Source organism: Pseudomonas sp. TH32 (genome assembly GCF_016650855.1).
Taxonomy (GTDB): domain Bacteria; phylum Pseudomonadota; class Gammaproteobacteria; order Pseudomonadales; family Pseudomonadaceae; genus Aquipseudomonas.
The window spans coordinates 1373612-1390659 of record NZ_JAEKFA010000002.1; the positions used below are offsets into that span (position 1 = coordinate 1373612).

Annotated in this window: 18 protein-coding genes and 2 pseudogenes; 12 read left to right on the forward strand and 8 right to left on the reverse strand. The window is 61.8% G+C overall.

Going from position 1 to position 17048, the window contains the following annotated elements; all coding sequences use genetic code 11:
* Nucleotides 1-27: 27 nt before the first annotated feature.
* On the forward strand, nucleotides 28-1581 hold the full coding sequence (locus JFV30_RS09980) for a DUF726 domain-containing protein (RefSeq protein WP_169388068.1): 1554 nt from the start codon (nucleotides 28-30) through the stop codon (nucleotides 1579-1581).
* A gap of 41 nt (nucleotides 1582-1622) precedes the next feature.
* A complete protein-coding gene (locus JFV30_RS09985; protein ID WP_201123408.1) occupies nucleotides 1623-2942 on the forward strand; it encodes an Nramp family divalent metal transporter in 1320 nt (439 codons plus the stop codon).
* 10 nt (nucleotides 2943-2952) lie between these two features.
* On the opposite strand, the gene JFV30_RS09990 is transcribed toward JFV30_RS09985, so the two are convergent.
* The 3 genes from JFV30_RS09990 to JFV30_RS10000 form a co-directional block, all read right to left on the reverse strand.
* Nucleotides 2953-3330 carry a type II toxin-antitoxin system VapC family toxin gene (locus JFV30_RS09990; protein WP_010173254.1) on the reverse strand — a complete coding sequence of 126 codons (378 nt, stop codon included), beginning with the start codon at nucleotides 3328-3330 and terminating at the stop codon, nucleotides 2953-2955.
* Nucleotides 3327-3698 (reverse strand): type II toxin-antitoxin system Phd/YefM family antitoxin, encoded by a 372-nt coding sequence (locus JFV30_RS33065; RefSeq protein ID WP_242487048.1) that lies wholly within the window; start codon nucleotides 3696-3698, stop codon nucleotides 3327-3329. Before JFV30_RS33065 ends, JFV30_RS09990 begins: the two co-directional genes overlap by 4 nt.
* 111 nt (nucleotides 3699-3809) lie before the next feature.
* Nucleotides 3810-4742, reverse strand: coding sequence for a LysR family transcriptional regulator (locus JFV30_RS10000; RefSeq protein WP_201123410.1), 933 nt, complete (start codon nucleotides 4740-4742; stop codon nucleotides 3810-3812).
* Between the two features lie 118 nt (nucleotides 4743-4860).
* Here JFV30_RS10000 and JFV30_RS10005 point away from each other — a divergent pair, with 118 nt between their 5' ends.
* From JFV30_RS10005 to JFV30_RS10015, 3 genes are all read left to right on the forward strand, one after another.
* Nucleotides 4861-5346 carry a DMT family transporter gene (locus JFV30_RS10005; protein WP_201123412.1) on the forward strand — a complete coding sequence of 162 codons (486 nt, stop codon included), beginning with the start codon at nucleotides 4861-4863 and terminating at the stop codon, nucleotides 5344-5346.
* A 4-nt stretch (nucleotides 5347-5350) separates the two neighbouring features.
* On the forward strand, nucleotides 5351-5806 hold the full coding sequence (locus JFV30_RS10010) for a DMT family transporter (protein WP_088425290.1): 456 nt from the start codon (nucleotides 5351-5353) through the stop codon (nucleotides 5804-5806).
* 92 nt (nucleotides 5807-5898) lie between these two features.
* Nucleotides 5899-6069, forward strand: coding sequence for a metallothionein (locus JFV30_RS10015; protein WP_008437063.1), 171 nt, complete (start codon nucleotides 5899-5901; stop codon nucleotides 6067-6069).
* 45 nt (nucleotides 6070-6114) lie between these two features.
* On the opposite strand, the gene JFV30_RS10020 is transcribed toward JFV30_RS10015, so the two are convergent.
* The gene (locus JFV30_RS10020) at nucleotides 6115-6357 is read right to left on the reverse strand and encodes a DUF6555 family protein (protein WP_017479865.1); all 243 of its coding nucleotides are present in this window, start codon (nucleotides 6355-6357) and stop codon (nucleotides 6115-6117) included.
* Nucleotides 6358-6474: 117 nt separating this feature from the next.
* Between JFV30_RS10020 and JFV30_RS10025 the strand changes: the two genes are divergently transcribed.
* The 3 genes and pseudogenes from JFV30_RS10025 to JFV30_RS10035 all read left to right on the forward strand — a co-directional run bounded on the left by JFV30_RS10025 (nucleotide 6475) and on the right by JFV30_RS10035 (nucleotide 8491).
* Nucleotides 6475-7239: an AraC family transcriptional regulator gene (locus JFV30_RS10025; RefSeq protein WP_010173246.1), complete on the forward strand. Its 765-nt coding sequence runs from the start codon at nucleotides 6475-6477 to the stop codon at nucleotides 7237-7239.
* 89 nt (nucleotides 7240-7328) lie between these two features.
* A complete protein-coding gene (locus JFV30_RS10030; RefSeq protein ID WP_201123413.1) occupies nucleotides 7329-7502 on the forward strand; it encodes a DUF1427 family protein in 174 nt (57 codons plus the stop codon).
* Nucleotides 7503-7532: 30 nt separating this feature from the next.
* Nucleotides 7533-8491: pseudogene (locus JFV30_RS10035) on the forward strand (quinone oxidoreductase family protein).
* 35 nt (nucleotides 8492-8526) lie between these two features.
* Here JFV30_RS10035 and JFV30_RS10040 read toward each other — a convergent pair.
* Together JFV30_RS10040 and JFV30_RS10045 are read right to left on the reverse strand one after the other, a co-directional pair.
* On the reverse strand, nucleotides 8527-9564 hold the full coding sequence (locus tag JFV30_RS10040) for a purine-nucleoside phosphorylase (RefSeq protein ID WP_201123415.1): 1038 nt from the start codon (nucleotides 9562-9564) through the stop codon (nucleotides 8527-8529).
* Nucleotides 9565-9584: 20 nt separating this feature from the next.
* Nucleotides 9585-10540: pseudogene (locus JFV30_RS10045) on the reverse strand (nucleoside-specific channel-forming protein Tsx).
* A 224-nt stretch (nucleotides 10541-10764) separates the two neighbouring features.
* Between JFV30_RS10045 and JFV30_RS10050 the strand changes: the two are divergent.
* Nucleotides 10765-11574, forward strand: coding sequence for an aminoglycoside phosphotransferase family protein (locus JFV30_RS10050; RefSeq protein WP_201123417.1), 810 nt, complete (start codon nucleotides 10765-10767; stop codon nucleotides 11572-11574).
* Here the strand turns inward: JFV30_RS10050 and JFV30_RS10055 are convergent.
* Nucleotides 11544-12491 (reverse strand): helix-turn-helix domain-containing protein, encoded by a 948-nt coding sequence (locus tag JFV30_RS10055; protein WP_201123419.1) that lies wholly within the window; start codon nucleotides 12489-12491, stop codon nucleotides 11544-11546. The two genes, JFV30_RS10050 and JFV30_RS10055, sit on opposite strands and share 31 nt — an antisense overlap.
* 214 nt (nucleotides 12492-12705) lie before the next feature.
* Between JFV30_RS10055 and JFV30_RS10060 the strand changes: the two genes are divergently transcribed.
* The 3 genes from JFV30_RS10060 (at nucleotide 12706) to JFV30_RS10070 (ending at nucleotide 15533) form a co-directional block, all read left to right on the forward strand.
* Nucleotides 12706-14016, forward strand: a complete 1311-nt coding sequence (locus tag JFV30_RS10060) for an ABC transporter substrate-binding protein (protein ID WP_201123421.1) — start codon at nucleotides 12706-12708, stop codon at nucleotides 14014-14016.
* Between the two features lie 22 nt (nucleotides 14017-14038).
* Complete coding sequence (locus tag JFV30_RS10065; protein ID WP_201123423.1) at nucleotides 14039-14812, forward strand: L-iditol 2-dehydrogenase; 774 nt, start codon at nucleotides 14039-14041, stop codon at nucleotides 14810-14812.
* A gap of 61 nt (nucleotides 14813-14873) precedes the next feature.
* Complete coding sequence (locus JFV30_RS10070; protein ID WP_201123425.1) at nucleotides 14874-15533, forward strand: isochorismatase family protein; 660 nt, start codon at nucleotides 14874-14876, stop codon at nucleotides 15531-15533.
* A gap of 76 nt (nucleotides 15534-15609) precedes the next feature.
* On the opposite strand, the gene JFV30_RS10075 is transcribed toward JFV30_RS10070, so the two are convergent.
* Complete coding sequence (locus tag JFV30_RS10075; RefSeq protein ID WP_201123427.1) at nucleotides 15610-17040, reverse strand: serine hydrolase domain-containing protein; 1431 nt, start codon at nucleotides 17038-17040, stop codon at nucleotides 15610-15612.
* Nucleotides 17041-17048 lie beyond the last annotated feature (8 nt).

The following is a 17048-nucleotide window of genomic DNA, read 5'->3' on the forward strand; positions in this document are numbered from 1 at the left end:
TCCGTCGTCACCAGGAGTCACCGCCACATGCAACACCAGTGGGATGAAATGCACCGCACCCGCAAGCCCACGTTTGTGTTGTGTGGCGAACCCCAAGGGGATGTGCTCAATCTCTATGTCCATGGTTATTCGGCATTCTTCAACCAGCAGCAACTGGGCAATTTCTCGCAGCAACTGGCAACCATCGAAGGCTCGACCAACCTGATGCTGTTCTGGCCGGCGGGGCATTTCCTGGAAAACCTGTTTGCGCCGTTCAAGGATGTGATCACCTCAATGCTCGGCGGCGGTAGCCTGGGCGCGGCGACCATCGGGGTGGGCAAGGCGATTGCCTATTTCCTTGACCACTACAAAAGCGTCGAGGCGCGGGTGGATGAGGTCGCCAAAAGCCTGTTGCCCGAACTGGCCAACTACCTGCACGGCGAGTCGATCAAGGTGCGCCAGATCAACCTGATCGGCCACTCCCTGGGCGCGCGGATTCTGGTCAAGAGCGTGCTCGCAAGCCCCGAAGTGGCCCGTGAGCTGCCGCTGAACAACCTGTTGCTGATGGGCGGTGCCATTTGTACGTCCAGCCCGTGGGACCTGGTGTCGGCGCCGCTCAAGGGCCGGGTGATCAACTGCCACTCCAGCAAGGATTGGGCCCTGGCGCTCAAGCCCGACACCGAGCGCTGTATTGGTCGTTATGCCATCCCCCTGACACCCGCGCTCAAGGCCAAGGTTGCCAATGTGCACCTGGCCACGTTCGACCATGCCGCTTACTGGCCGCAGTTGAAAACGGTGGTGCAGTACACCGACTTGCTGCAGGAGCGCCGGGGCATGATCCGCGCCGATCAGCGCAGCAGCGAAGTTCGGTTTGCCGAAGAGGATGTCGACCTGTTCCCGCTGTTGGTTCAGGCGCGCCCGGAAGAGTTGAAGTTCTTCGCCGAATTGATGGCGCAGAAGCGCAGCGCCTCGATCGACGCCACGGTGCGCGAGCCCTTGAAACTGGCCATCGAACTGCAACGCATGGGTGGCGACACCTTTATGAACCTGGCACGCGGCCATGGCGTGAGCTACCGCGAAATCGCCCAGGATGTGGCGCAGCGGGTGGGCATCAAGTTCGATGAGCCGATTGAGCAAGTCGCCCTCGCGGATCTGGAACTGCAAGTCGCCGAGCGGCTGATCGAGCAATACAAGGACAAACTCAGCCAGGCCGACCGCCAAGTGTTCGAGGCAGAGTTGAAGGCTGCGGCACAGAAGGAACAAGGTTTTTTCAATCGTTTCGATGTCGGGCGTTCAGCCACTACAGCCCTGAGCGGCACGGCGCTGGCCGGGCTCACCGGGTTTATCCTGCGCCGGGGCGCGGCCACGGCGATTCCGGTGGTAGGGCAGGCGTTGGCGGCGGCGATGCTGCTGGTGACCGGGGTGCGGGCATTTTCCGGCCCTGCGTATTCCATCACCACCCTGGCGGTGCTGGTGATCGGGGTGATTCGCGAGCGCATGGAGCGCGAGGCGCTGAACCAGGAGCTGGATCTGGTGGTCCAGGTGGTAGAGGCATTTGATCTGCCTCGGGAGACGGTGATGCGTACCGTGACGTCTGACTGATAAGCTGCGTAAACGTCTTGTGTGAAAGCCTGGTACCCCGCGTGAAATTCAGCCTGCCCAAAATCGCTACCGCCCCGTTCTGCCCGCCGGAAGTCGCCGGCACCATCGCCGTCGACCCCAGGGCTTCGTTTTTCAAGCGCGTGTTGAAATTTGCCGGCCCAGGCTTGCTGATCTCCATCGGTTACATGGACCCGGGCAACTGGGCCACGGCCATCGAAGCCGGCTCGCGGTACGGCTACAACTTGTTGTTTGTGGTGCTGCTGGCCAGCCTGGCGGGGATGGCGGTGCAGTGCCTGTGCTCCCGGCTGGGCATTGCCACCGGCAAGGACCTGGCGCAATTGAGCCGCGAGCGCTACAGCCGGCGCTCGTCGTTCGTGCAGTGGGTTCTCGCGGAAATCTCGATCATCGCCACCGACCTCGCCGAAGTCCTCGGCTGCGCCCTGGCGTTTCACCTGTTGCTGGGCGTGTCCCTGACCACCGGGATCGTCATCACCGCCTTCGATACGTTGTTGATCCTGGCCCTGCAAAACCGCGGTTTCCGCCGACTGGAAGCGATCATGCTGGCGCTGGTGGCAACCATCGGCGTGTGTTTTTTCATTGAGCTGGTGCTGATCAAACCTTACTGGCCCGACGTGTTTCGTGGCTTCACGCCCTCGCTGTCGGTCATCAGCGATGCAGCACCGTTGTACCTGGCCATTGGCATCCTGGGCGCCACGGTGATGCCCCATAACCTGTACCTGCATACCTCCATTGTGCAAACCCGGATGTTCGGCAAGGACCTGGCGAGCCGCCAGGACGCGGTCAAGCTGGCACGTATCGACACCATTGGTTCCCTGGCCCTGGCGCTGCTGGTCAACGCGGCCATCCTGATACTGGCCGCCGCGGCGTTCCACCAGACCGGTCACACGGACGTGGTCGAAATCCAGGACGCCTATCACTTGCTGGACCCGCTGGTGGGCGGCGCCTTCGCCAGTGTGCTGTTTGGTGTCGCGCTGCTGGCGTCCGGCCAGAGCTCTACATTCACCGGCACCATCGCCGGGCAAGTGATCATGGAGGGCTACCTCAACCTGCGTATTCCCTGCTGGCAGCGGCGCCTGATCACCCGTGGCCTGGCGCTGATCCCGGCGTTCCTCGGGGTGTGGCTGATGGGGGACGATGCCATCGGCAAGTTGCTGATTCTCAGCCAGGTGGTGTTGAGCCTGCAGTTGCCGTTTGCGCTGTACCCGTTGATCCGCATGACGGGCGACAAGCGCCTGATGGGACCGTTCGTTAACCGTTTGCCAACGCGACTGCTGGCCTGGGGCTTGTTTGTGGTGATCAGCGGGGCGAATGCCTGGCTGATCGGGCAGTGGTTGTTCTGAACGAGGCGGCTTACGCCAACACAGCCAGCGATGTGTATTTCGCCACTATCGGGTCCGCCGTTAACAGCTTCATCGGTTCGATGATGGCCGTCGCGATGATGAGTCGATCAAACGGGTCCCTGTGATGGGCCTCAAGGTCCTTGACCGCGATGGCGTGTTCGGAGGTGATGGGTAATTCCACGTAGCCGCTTTCAAGGCAGTACTCTCGGATTTCCTCCAGGTTTACGTTGAGCTTTCCGAGACCGACCTTTATTGCCAGCTCCCAGAATGTGGCGGCGCTGACGTAGATTTCTGCCGCGTTCTCGATCAGCTTCCTGGCCCTGGCAGACAGTTTCGGATCATCGCTCAGGGCCCAAAGCAGGATATGGGTATCCAGCAATACCCTCATGGGTGATTTCCCTCGAACGCGTCCAGCATGTCGTCTGGCAATGGCGCATCAAAGTCGTCCGGCACCACCAGTTTTCCTTTCATGGCGCCGATACGCCGGCCTGTCGGTTTCCCGACGGGGACAAGGCGAGCCATGGCGCGCCCATGTTTGGCGATGGTGATGATTTGGCCGGAGGCGGCATCATCGACCAGTTTTGACAGGTTATTTTTTGCTTCGCCCAACGGTACGGTAATCATGTGGTCTTCCCCGGATTTTGGCCAAATATAGCCAAAACTTCGTAGGCAGGCAAAGATTAGCCGACTGCTGGTTGAGGATGATTTTTGCGGGAGTTGTTGTGTGTTTCCGAACGGGTAATGACTGGCATCCATGACGTCTCTCCTGAAGGAAGTTGTCGGAGTCTGCCGGAGTGCAAGTGGAATTGGACCTGTGTTTCATAAAAACAGACAGGCCTTACGGGGAGGGGGATTTTTCCTGACACCTCAACGGTCCCAGTACGGCACCGTCCCAAAACACTCGACGAAGTAGTCGATCACCGTGCGTACCTTCAACGACAACCGCCGGCTGCCCGGCCATAGCGCTGCAATCTGTTGCGGTTCCAGGGTCGTCGCCACTTCATAGTCGGTCAGCACCGCCTGCAGCGTGCCGGCGCGCAGGCCTTCGCCGATCAACCACGATGGAAACACCACCAGCCCCAGGCCTTGTTCGGCAGCGTGGGTCAGGGTGTCTGCGTGGTTGCCGGTGATCGGGCCCTTGACGCTGTAGGACGTCCAGTCACCCTGGTCGCGGCGGAAGAACCAGCGCTGCTGGCCCGTCACGCCCTTGTAGGCGAGGCATTGGTGGTTGGCCAGCTCGTCGGGATGTTGAGGGCTACCGAAACGCTCCAGGTAGGCGGGGCTGGCGGCGAGTCGAAAGCGCTGGGGTGCGAAGATTCTCGCCTGCATGCCGGAATCGTTCAGCACGCCAATGCGAAACAGCAGGTCTGTACCGTCTTGCAACGGGTCGACATAGGTGTCGGTTTGCTGGATATCCAGTTGCAGCTTCGGATAACGCCGGCACAACTCCCCCAGCCACGGCGACAGATGGCGCTGGCCGAATACCATCGGCGCATTGATGCGCACCAGGCCGCTGGGTTCGCTTTCCTGTTCCTGCAGCGCCTGGCCGGCGGCTTCCAGCTGCTCCAGCATCAGCCGTGCATGGCGGCCCAACAGGCGCCCGGCTTCCGTAGGGCTGACCGCACGGGTATGCCGATACAACAGCTGTTGGCCCAGGGCCTGTTCCATCAACTGGATTTGCCGGGAAATGGAGGAGGGCGCCAAGCCCTCGCGGCGTGCGACTTCAGAGAAACTGCCGTAGTCCAGCACGGCGACAAACAGGCGAAGCGCCTTGAAACTCAGTTCGTTCAAGCCCTGCATCATGACTCCGTGCTGTGCGAGTTACGCAAAGGTGTTGTCGGCATGCTCCCATTTATCGCACAGCAGTGCCACCGGATAATGCGCGCCATTGTTCCTCTCCCTAACGCGCAGGTGATGTATGCAGGCTTCTTCAACGGCGGCTGTGGCTCAGGCCCGGCCCAAGACATTTCTTCGATTACTGTTGCTGCCGCTGGTGATTTTCGCCGGCATGGGTTTGTCGGTAGAGGCCGGGTTGCTGGGCCCGCTGGGTGTGCAGGTCGGGCACTTGTGGGCGACCTTGAGCATCTTCGGCGTTGGCTCGGCGATTTTGTTTCTGCTGCTGCTGTTCAGCGGCCCGCAAAAGGGTCCGGCGTTGACCGATCTGCCGCGCTGGCAACTGGTGGGTGGGTTTCTGGGGCCGATGTACGTGGTCGTGCTGACCCTGGCAACGCCGCACATCGGCATCGCGATGACCATGATTGCGATTTTGTCGGGCCAGGTGGGCAAGAGCGTGCTGATTGATCACTTTGGCTGGTTCGGCACTGCCCGCAAGCGGGTCAACGTGAAGCGCTGGATCGCATTGGGGTTGATTGTGGTGGCACTTGTTTTGATTGCGCGGGGTTAAGGCGATGAATCTGATTCTGTTGTTGGTAGTGGTCGTGGCCGCCGGTGCGGTGTTGAGTGTGCAGGCCGCCATCAACGGCCGCCTCGGCCAGGCGGTGGGTGTATTGCGCAGCAGCCTGCTGACGTTCGTGGTGGGGGCGATCAGCACCGGGTTGCTGATTCTGTTTTTCGAACCGGCCCATGCGGTCAGCCTGCTGGATGTGCCGAAATGGCAATTGACCGGGGCGTTGTTTGGCGTGGTGTACATGATGGTGATGGTTGGCGCGGTACCGATTGTGGGCACTGCGGTGGCCACGGTGGCGGTGATTGTCGGCCAGTTGGGCATGGGCATGCTGATCGACAACTTCGGCTGGCTCGGCAACCCGGCCATCGAGTTATCCGGCAGCCGGATTGTGGCGATGCTCTGCCTGGCGCTGGCCCTGGTGTTCATGTACCGCAGCAACGCTCGTCGGGCTGACTGACGGGCCTTTGAACCTTGCATGATTGCCTATAGTCATTCGTTGAGGTGCCGGCGTTCGCCGCACCGGGACGACCACGAAAAAGGAGTCTGACCATGCAAGAGAAAACATGCGCCTGCCCCCACTGCAACTGCCAGTTGGGGAAAAACGCGGTGATGAAGGATGGCAAGGGCTATTGCTGCCAAGGCTGCGCCGAGCATCATGCCCATGGTGAGCCTTGTGCTTCGGCGACCGGGTGCGAGTGTGCCAAGTCGGCGCACGGCTAACGCGGGCTGCCGCCTGTAGGAGCGAGCAAGCTCGCTCCTACAGTTTCACGCGGTGGGGCGCGCATCCGAGCGGCGCCATTGCACGTTTTCGATGCCGAATTTCTCGGCCTGGGGCTGGCTGGTCTTCTTCACCTGCTCCCGGGCAAAGCGTCCGATACGACCCACGCCCGCGTCGCAGCTTGCCCAATGCCAGGCTTCGGCGTTGTCGAGTTTTTCCAGGCGGATGATGAATGACTTGGGCTGGCCATGCAGCGTGTAGTCGATTACGAAAAGTTTTGCGTTAGTCATGGATCCGTTAACCCTCCTTGTGTCTTTAAGTGACCCTCCCCAGGCGGTAAAAATTCACTCGGATTATCCGGCACGGGTCATTACCATGACTGTCCATCCTTGACCGATGTGCCTTCCATGGCCCTGGCCGCACCTCCCGACCTCAGTGATCACGCCGTCCCCGTGCAACCCTTGGCGCGTACCTACCCGCGTGGGTTGTACGTTGAGCCTCATCAACACGATTGGGGCCAGTTGCTTTATGCGATGAGCGGTGTGATGTGGGTCGAGACGCCGCAGGAAGCGCTGGTGGTGCCGCCTCAGCGCGCGGTGTGGCTGCCGCCGGGTGTCGAGCACGGGATTCGCGTGGTGTCCGACTTGCAGATGCGCAACATCTACCTGCGCCCGGCGCTGGCTGCGACCCTGGACAGCCAGGTGCAAGTGATCGAGGTGGGCGGGTTGCTGCGCGAACTGATCGTGGCGTTGGTCGAACAGGGCGACAAGGGTGATCAGGCCTACTACGAGGCAGTGGTCGGCCTGGCCCTGCTGGAGCTGCAGCGGGCCCGGCGTTCGCCGATCCGCATTGCCTTGCCCGTGGGTGCCGACCGCCGCCTGATGAGTGCCTGCCAGGCAGTCATGGCGTCGCCTTCCCTGGACATTCCCTTCGAACAGCACGCCGAAGCCTCCGGCGCCAGCGTGCGCACCCTGGCCCGGCTGTTCCAGAACAGCCTGGGCATGGGCTTTGCCGAGTGGCGCCGCCAGGTGCAGTTGGCCACCGCAGTGGCCGAGCTGATCCAGGGCCAGTCGGTCAGCGCTATCGCCCGCTCCCTGGGCTATTCACCCAGCAGTTTCAGCGACATGTTTCGTCGCGAACTGGGAATGGCACCGTCGCAGTACCCCGTCTGAGGCTTGGCCGAAATTCTGAAGCAGTTGGCCGATGCTTCGGATTTGGGGCCCCTACACTGACCGCATCAACCCTTGCTGCGGAGTGTTCCATGAATTACCTGATTTCCTTGGCCATCGGCCTGTTGGTCGGCGTGATTTACGGTGCCCTGGACTTTCGTTCGCCCGCGCCTCCGGCCATTGCCCTGGTAGGGCTGACGGGCATGTTGCTGGGGGAAAAGCTCTGGCCCATGGGCCGGCAGCTGGTCAGCGCCTGGTTGTCCTGAAACCCTTTTTAACCTCGATGGATATTGGCCATGAAAGCATTGCAATTTTCCGCCACCGGCGATCTCGCTGCCCTCGCTTACGTTGACGTCACTACTCCGGTGCCGGCGGCCGGTGAAGTCCTGGTACACATCAAGGCCGCCGGGCTGAACCCCAGCGACGTGAAGAACGTACTCGGGCGCTTCCCCTACACCACCTTGCCACGCATCCCCGGCCGGGACTTTGCCGGGGTGGTGGTGGAGGGCCCGCAGGAGCTGGTAGGCCAGGAAGTCTGGGGCACCGGCCGCGACCTGGGCTTTTTGCCGACGGTTCCCACGCCCAGTACCTCACCGTGTCGGCCAAGGGCGTGGCCCACAAGCCTAGCCATCTGAGCTTTGCCCAGGCTGCCAGTCTCGGCGTGCCGTACACCACGGCGTGGGATGCACTTGAGCGCAGCGGTGTTGGCAAAGGCACGCGTTTGCTGGTAATTGGCGCCAATGGAGCCGTAGGCAGTGCGGCCCTGGCCCTGGCGAAAATTCGTGGGGCCCAGGTGCTCGGGGCGGTGCGTCGGCCGGAACAGGTCGAGGCATTGCGCGAGCAGGGTTTCGAGGGGCTGTTACTGGGCCAGCCAGAAGCGCTGGGCGGGCAGGTCAATGCGCTGTTTGGTGCGGGCGCCGATGTGATTTTCGACACCACGGGTTTCTGGCTGCCGGCAGCCGTGGCGGCGCTGGCACCCTTTGGCCGGATCGCAATCATTGCCGCACCGGTGGACGGGCACGTACAACTGCCGGCCCTGGCGTTGTACCGCAAGGGCGGTTCGGTGGTGGGGATCAATTCGTTGCTCTACAACTGCGAGCAATGCGCGGTGATGCTGGAGCAGTTCGGGCGGTTCTTCGATGAAGGCTTGTTACCGCTGCCGACCGGCTTGCGGGAAGTGTCGCTGGCCGACGGTGTGAAGTGCTTTGAGGAAGTGAACCAGGGCAGTGCAGACAAGATTATCTTCCTGCCCTGATCACCAAGGGAGAGGGGGCAAGCCCCTCATCCGGTTCAGGCGTCGGGAACGCCTTTCTCCCACGCCGACCAGTTCTTCAGAATCGCCTGCACCAGCGGGTTACCGGTGCGGTACAGGTTCTCCAGCGCCGGTACAAAACCGCCCTGGTCCGCGTACTTCAACAGGTTGTCCACTTCGCTGTAGCCCGGGTATGGCCGATCAAAGTCGGAGCCGGCCCGCACGACGGCCAAACGCTTGATATCCACCAAGCCTTCGCGGCTGGCTCGCAGCAACGCCTCATAGGTGGAGTTGTCTTCCTGCTGGGTGGTGCAATACACGCCTTTATTGTCCGTCAGCAACTTGGTCCAGACTTCGGCGCGCTCACTCAGGCGAGTCCCGGAGAACCAGGTATTGCCCGCCAGGGTGTCACACTGAGTAACTTGTGGCGGCTGATTCGCCGGCGCATACGGGTAGTGTTTGCGCCAGGCCGTGGACTCCTTGCTTTCGCTGAGTTCGACTTTCTGCGACAGCGCAAACGCCTTGGCCTGCAGCTTGGGATTGAGCTCAAACACTTCGGTCTTGTAGTCCAGCGGCGGCTTCTCGTTCGGCCCTTTGGTGTTGATGCCGATGTAACCGGTCGGCCAATCCTTCGGCGCATCCCGTGAGTCCAGCTCCCACTGGGTGCCGAACTCCACCAGGTAATGGGCCCACGCGGCGGTGCCGATGGTGCCGTGGTGCGGGTTGATCCCGGCAATCCCGGCGATCAGGAAGTAGCTCTGGCGCAGGTCGAACTTGGGCGACAACGCCAGCGCCAGGGTCGAGGCCGCTGCGTTGGTCTGGCCCATGCCGGTTACCAGCAGGCACACGTCCTGGGTGTTGCAGCGGATCACCGGGTACTCGGCCGACAAGCCCGGCACGCGTACTTCCTGTTTAAGCTCCAGGCGGTCGATCCAGTTCTGCGCCTCGGGGGCGAACATGGTGATCAGCATCACCTTGGGCTTTATCGGGGCCGGCGTATCGGCCAACGCGACCTGCGGCAACAGCGCCCCGGCGGCCAGGCCGATGGCGATAGAAAGGCGGGTAAAGGTCTTCATCTACTGCTCCTTGTTCACACTCAGAATTGATAGCCCACACCGGCGTAGTAACCCCAGCCGTTGGAGCGGGCGCGGAAATTACCGTCGCCAAAGTTCAGCTCGCTGCCGTCTTCCCAGTTGCCGCCGTTGTGGAAGTAACGGCCGACCAGGGTGAAACGCAAGTGAGTGAACGAATACAACAACACGTTTGTTGCAACCAGGAGTTGGCGGTGCGCGCGGGGTTGTCTTTGTGCAGGTCCGAGCCGAAATCGTAGTTGGTGAAGCCGATATAGGTCAGCGAAGCACCATTGTCGAAGCTGCCGATGGGCACGATGTACTTCATCTGCGCCCGGTAGCCGTCCCACGAGTATTCGTTGCTGGCGCCGTAGTTTTCCCACTGGTAGCGGCCATAGAAGTTCGCCGACAGGTTCACCCGCGAGTGGGTCTCGATGTCGGTGCCCAGGCCGCTGTACAAGGTGTTGGCGCGGTTGGCCTTGTTGCTGCCGTGGTCGTAGATCCAGTCAAACGCCACGTACCATTCCTTGAACGGCCCGATGGCCAGGCTGCGACCGGCCAGGTAGTCGATGGAGATACGCGGTTCGTGTTCCATGAACACTGGGGAACCGTGGTCCCAGGCACCTTTGTCATTGCTGTTGCCGATGCCGAAGATCTTCGGGATATCGACGTAGCCATACAGTTCGAACGGGCCCTTGCGGCCGAAGTATTCGTACTCCAGGTAAACGTCATCGGCGGGTTTGGGGCCGAAGCTGATGTCTTTGCTGCCGATGACCGTCAGGTCCTGGTTGAACCAGTCCGACAGGTACACGCCTTTTTTCGAGGGGCTGGCTTCCGGGGCCAGGGTTTCGCCCTGTGCTGAGTCATCGGAGGGTTTTTCCTGCGCCAAAATGGGTGCGCTGAGTACTCCCGTAACGGCAGCCAGTAGCAGGGAAACAGCAAAAGGAGTAGCCGACGCGGTTCGTCTGGAAGTGGGGTGCATTGAAAATCCCTGTTCGTACGCGGTTTGGGCCCGATTCTTCGGGTTGAGGTGAACTTGGCTGCCAAGTTCGTTCCGCAAACGTTTGCACAGGTTGTACCAATTTGTGTCAATTGCATGAAGGAATTGAGAAAAGTGGGAAATAGTCGGCCTTTTGGTCAGAAACCGGAGGGGTCGGGTAAACACGCTTGTGGCATCCTGAAGGGCCTCGCACTGGGAGTCATCCGATGTTCGATCATTATTTGAAACGCTGGAAACTCACCCCCGAGGGTGACGCGATCATCACCCACAGCAGCGATCTGCTGCCGGTACGCTGGGACGGCCAGCCGGCGATGCTCAAGATCGCCCGCGAGCCCGAGGAAAAACTCGGCGGTGTGTTGATGACCTGGTGGGCGGGCGAGGGCGCCGCACGGGTATTTCTCCATGACGACGATGCCGTGGTGATGGAGCGCGCGACCGGCCCGCGTTCACTGATGCATATGGCCCTCAATGGCCACGACGATGAAGCCAGCCGCATTGCCTGTGCCACCGTGGCTTTATTGCATGCCCCGCGCCCGTCGCCGCCGGAGGGTTTGCATTCATTGGAGCAATGGTTTGAGTCCCTGTGGCTCGCCGCTGAGCGCAAAGGCGGGCTGATACGCGAGTGCGCCACCACGGCGCGCAACCTGCTGGCGTCGCCCCAGGAACAGGTGGTACTGCACGGTGACGTGCACCACGACAACATCCTAGACTTCGGCCCACGGGGCTGGCTGGCGATCGACCCCAAGCGGGTGACCGGCGAGCGCGGCTATGACTACGCGAACCTGATCTGCAATCCGGATTTGCCCACGTGTACCGACCCTGTGCGATTTGCACGCCAGGTCGAGGTCATCGCCCGGGCAGCGGGCCTGGAGCGCCAGCGTCTGTTGCAATGGGTGATGGCCCATGCCGGTTTGTCCGCGGCCTGGTTTCTGGAGGATAACGAGCGGCACCGGGCCGATGTAGACCTGGAAGTGGCCCGCCTCGCTCAGTGGGCCTTGGTAAACGGCAGTGCCTGATCACCGTTGCGGTTGAACAGGTACGTCGCGGTTTCCCGGCGATACTCGCTGGGCGTCTGGTTCATCTCGATGCGAAAGTGCCGGTTGAAGTTGGAGAGGTTGGCGTAGCCCACTTCAAAGCAGATATCTGCCACCGACATGTCGCTTTGCAGCAACAGGCGGCAGGCGCGCTGCACCCGGAACTTGCGCATCAGGTCGATAAAACCGTGGCCGGTGACGCGCTTGAAAAAGCGCGAAAACCCCGGCTCGCTCATGTCCAGGCGCTGGGCGATGACCGACAGCCTTAAATCGCCAGTCAGTTCCGTCATCAAGTATTCGAAGGCCTTGTGGATACGCTCCGAGCTGCGGGCATCCAGGCTTGGCGTGTAGCAGGCGCTGGCCAGGCAGTGGGTTTCGCGGTCGGGCGCCTGCATCAAGGTGTGCAGCAACTGGATGAACAGGATCAGGCGCGCCAGGCCTTGGGCAGGGCCGATGGATTCCAGCAGATGCGCGGCCTTCAGGGCGGTTTCGCCGGTGAATTCCAGGCCGCGGCGGGCCCGGTCAAACAGGGGTTGCAGGTCACCCAGCTCCGGCAGGGTGGTGCGCAGGGCCAGCAGTGCGGCGCCGTCGAACTGCAGCACCACATCGCGCCCGGTCAGGTAGTCGCCGGGCGCCAGGTCGCCGATCCAGTCGTGGGGCAGGTCGGGGCCGATCAGCGCGACGTGGCCGGCGCCAAACGCACCGATATAGTCACCTGCCACCAGCTTGCCGCTGCCTTGGCGGATCAGGTGAATCTCGAATTCCGGGTGATGGTTCCAGCGGGCGAGTTCGAACGGATAGTCATGTTCGTACCAGCGAAAGGCATGCTCGGGCTCGGCCAGAATCACTTCCAGCTCGGCGGGGCGTTGCTCGAAAAGGGCGGAGCGGCTTGCAGGCATGGGCTTGGCCCTTCTGGGCTTTTTGGAATGGAACCAAAATACGCCCTTTGCCCAGGCAGCCGCTACCTCGGGTTTTGCCCGCCACTGATACTTTTTTGATTTCGTGGTGGCGGTTAAAAAAGTATCAGTCAGGCATCCGCCATGCGTTTGTCGAGCCCCGGGCAAGCTGCTGTAATCGGCCCGTCAACAACAAAAACAATAAGTGGAAACCGCCATGTTCAAGATTTCGAAAGCGCTGTTCCTGCTCTCCGGCCTCACGCTGGCAATCGCCGCGCACGCGGCCGAAACCGTGACCATCGCCACGGTCAACAACAGTGACATGATCCGCATGCAACGCCTGTCCAAGGTGTTCGAACAACAACACCCCGAGGTGAAGCTCAATTGGGTGGTGCTCGAAGAAAACGTCCTGCGCCAACGCCTCACTACCGACATCGCCACCCAGGGCGGCCAGTTCGACGTGCTGACCATCGGCACCTACGAAACCCCGTTGTGGGGCGCCAAGCACTGGCTGGAACCGATCACGCCCCTGCCCGCCGACTACGACGTGGACGACATCTTCCCGGCCGTGCGCCAGGGCCTGTCGGTGAACAACACCCTCTACGCCTTGCCGTTCTATGGCGAAAGCACCGTCACCTATTACCGCACCGACCTGTTCAAGCAGGCGGGCCTGACGATGCCCGAGCACCCGACCTGGACCCAACTGGGCGAGTTCGCCGCCAGACTCAACCAACCCGCCAAGGACCAATACGGCATGTGCCTGCGGGGCAAGGCTGGCTGGGGTGAAAACATCGCGCTGCTGAGCACCATGGCCAACGCCTTTGGCGCCCGCTGGTTTGACGAACAATGGAAGCCCGAGCTGACGAGCCCCGAGTGGACCGCCGCGGCGAACTTCTACGTCAATACCCTGAAAAACTACGGCCCGCCGGGCGTCTCCAGCAACGGTTTCAACGAAACCCTGGCGCTGTTCAACAGTGGCAAATGCGCAATCTGGGTGGATGCCAGCGTCGCGGGCTCGTTCACCACCGACAAAACCCAAAGCAAGGTCGCCGACAGCGTGGGCTTTGCCGCCGCCCCCACCGAGTTTACCGACAAGGGCTCGTCGTGGCTCTACGCCTGGTCCCTGGCGATTCCGGCCACCTCCAAACACAAGGACGCCGCCAAAGCCTTCATCACCTGGGCCACCTCCAAGGAATACATCCAGTTGGTGGCGGACAAGGACGGCATTACCAACGTGCCGCCGGGCACACGCCAGTCCACTTACAACGCGGCGTACCTGGCTGCGGCGCCGTTCGCCCAGGTGACCTTGCAGATGATGCAACACGCCGACCCGGCGCATCCGTCGGCCAAGCCTGTGCCGTACGTGGGCATCCAATACGTGACCATCCCCGAGTTCCAGGCCATCGGCACCTCGGTGGGCAAGCTGTTTTCGGCAGCGCTCACCGGTGGCATGACCGTCGACAAGGCACTGGCCGAGGCGCAGGCCACCACGACGCGCGAAATGAAACGCGCCGGCTACCCGAAATAATCACCTTAGGGACACTGCATTCATGAAACGACTGGAAGGTAAAAGCGCGCTGGTCACCGGCAGCGCCCGGGGCATTGGCCGGGCGTTTGCCCAGGCCTACATCAACGAAGGCGCCACGGTCGCCATCGCCGACATCAATCTGGAGCGGGCCCGGGCCACCGCCGCCGAATTGGGCCCGAAGGCCTACGCGGTAGCGATGGACGTCACCGACCAGGCCTCCATCGACGCGGCGATTGCTGCCGTGGTGGCGCAGGCCGGCAAGCTCGATATCCTGATCAACAACGCGGCCTTGTTCGACCTGGCACCGATCATCGAGATCACCCGCGACAGCTTTGACCGGCTGTTCTCAATCAACTTCGCCGGTACGCTGTTCACCTTGCAGGCGGCAGCCAAGCAGATGATCAAGCAGGGGCACGGCGGCAAGATCATCAACATGGCCAGCCAGGCCGGGCGTCGGGGGGAGCCGCTGGTGGCGGTGTACTGCGCGACCAAGGCCGCGGTGATCAGCCTCACGCAGTCGGCGGGGTTGAATCTGATCAAGCAGGGCATCAACGTGAATGCCATCGCCCCGGGCGTGGTGGACGGTGAGCATTGGGACGGGGTGGATGCGATGTTCGCCCGGCATGAAGGGCTGCCGCTGGGGGAGAAGAAAAAACGCGTCGGGGCCGAGGTGCCTTACGGGCGCATGGGCACGGCGGAAGACCTCACCGGCATGGCGATTTTCCTCGCTTCAAAAGAGGCCGACTACGTGGTTGCCCAGACCTACAACGTCGACGGCGGGAACTGGATGAACTGACGGCACTTGCTCCTGTACCTGGCCTTGTGCTTTTGTGCGCATGCCAGAGGAGAACGCCAAAATGACCGTCCCGAAAAACGCTGTTGCCTCATTTGATGTCGATGCCCAGAAGAGCTTCACGCCGCTGTGCCCCGCTGAACTGCCGGTGGCCGGCGGCGACCAGATCGGCGCCGAGCTCAACTATATGGCCAGCCTCGCCGGGCGCCGTGTGGGCAGCAAGGACGCCCACACCCCGCACGCGCCCTGGGTGGTCTCGCAGCACAGCGAGATGCTGCAACCCACCGGCCTGGTGCACGCCGATGTCACCTGGGTGGCCCACTGCGTGCCCGGCACCGTGGGTTTCACCCTGCTTGACGAATTGCCTGCGCCCTATGACTACGACTACTTCATCTGGAAAGGCGTCGAGCCCGACCTGCATCCCTACGGCGCCTGCTACCACGACCTTCACGACAAACTCTCCACCGGGGTCATCGAGTACCTCAATGCCCAGGGTATCCGGCGCGTAATCGTCGGCGGCCTGGCGCTGGACTACTGCGTCAAGACTACCGTGTTGCAGCTGTTCAAGGCCGGTTTCGAGGTCATCCTGCACCTGCCGGCGTGCCGTGGCATCAGCGAGGAGGGAGGTGTGGCAGCGGTTGACCATCTTGCACAAATCGGCGTGATGATCAGCCGCAGCCGGGAAGAACTGGCCGCGATGGTGGTGGGCGCTGTCGAGCCTTAGCGAGGCTGCGACGGGATTATCGCGGTGTGACCGAGGTACCGAGTCGCCCGCATTGCGGGCAAGCCCGGCTCTCACACTAGAGCTTCATGCCGACTAAGACTTCCTGCTCCTTCCCCGCACTGTTGACGTTGACCGTACGCGCCACACGCACGCGGTCACCGTCAAACTCACACACCACCCGATCTCGAAACGCCGTCTGCGGATAGATCCAGGTCATCTCCAGCGTCCGGGTATCCAGCCAGCGCGCGCCGGCAATAATCTGCGCGTCCTTGAACTCATAACCGTGGTGCAACGCCCGACCCGGCATGCTGGTGGTGCCGCTGACCCAGTGATCAATCCCGATTTCCAGGGCATGCCCAGCCTTGCTGTCGGTCAGCTGGAAGCGCAGTACATTGCCCTCAACGGCAAACGCCACTTGCTGCACATCCAGCCCATTCGGTTCTACCTGATAGACACCGGTGAAATCCGCCAGCCCGGCACACGCTGAAAGCAAATCAGGCCGCAGCGCCATGCTCGCCAGACGTTGCTCCAACCGCGCATCCGCGTCAGGCTTGACGTTGCAATCACTGCCGAACGCCGCCGGAAAATGCCGCTCTACAAACGGGATCAGCTCCGCCGAATTCTTCATCCCGCCGATCACCACCAGCGTTGCGCCGTATTCGCGGAACACCATCGCCATTTGCACAAACACGCCAACGGCACTGAATGCTTGAGCCGGTTTCATCATCCAGTGATAACCGTAACGGCTGTCCGACCCGCCTTGTGGCCGGGTGGCCGCAGCAACCCAGGCGGCCGGCAGAATCTGCTGGCCATTCCAGACTCCGCCTTGTGCATGCAGCACGGCCAGCTTGAGCATGGCCGACGTCGGTGCTTTCAGCCCGTTGCCGCCGGGATTCACCCCATCGGGGCCGATGTCCCAGCTTTCATTATGGATGTCCAGCGGCACAAACAGCCGGGGCTTGAGGTACGCGTGCAAGGTTTGCCCACTGACCTTGTTGATCAGCGCCGAGAGCATGTAACTCGCCGCACTGGTATAGACGTAGGTGGTGCCCGGCGCATAGGCCAGCGGGATCTTGAAGAATTCGGCAATCCAGCTGGTCTCGATTCCGCGCCACACCGAGCCCGAGGTATTGGCGGCGTGGCCGGTGCGCATGCTCAGCAGGTGTTCCACGGTCATGTCCGCCACGCGCGGGTCAGCGGCCGCCGGTACGAACTCGGGGAAGAATTCAACGAGCCGGTCATCCAGCTTCAGCAACCCTTCATCCAGGGCCAGGCCAATGGCGCAAGCGGTAAAGCTCTTGGCCACCGAGTGCAATACCCGGGGTTCGTTGGGGTCCACCGGCCAGCTCCAGCCTTCGGCGACCACCTGGCCGTGGCGATGCAGCATCAGGCCTTGCAGGTCGAGACCGGCGGCTTTCACCTCATCGAGAAAGGCAATCAGGTGCTCGGGATCAACGCCGACGCTGCTGGCGCTGGCGCGGGACAAACCATCGTAGGACATGGGCATAAACAGGC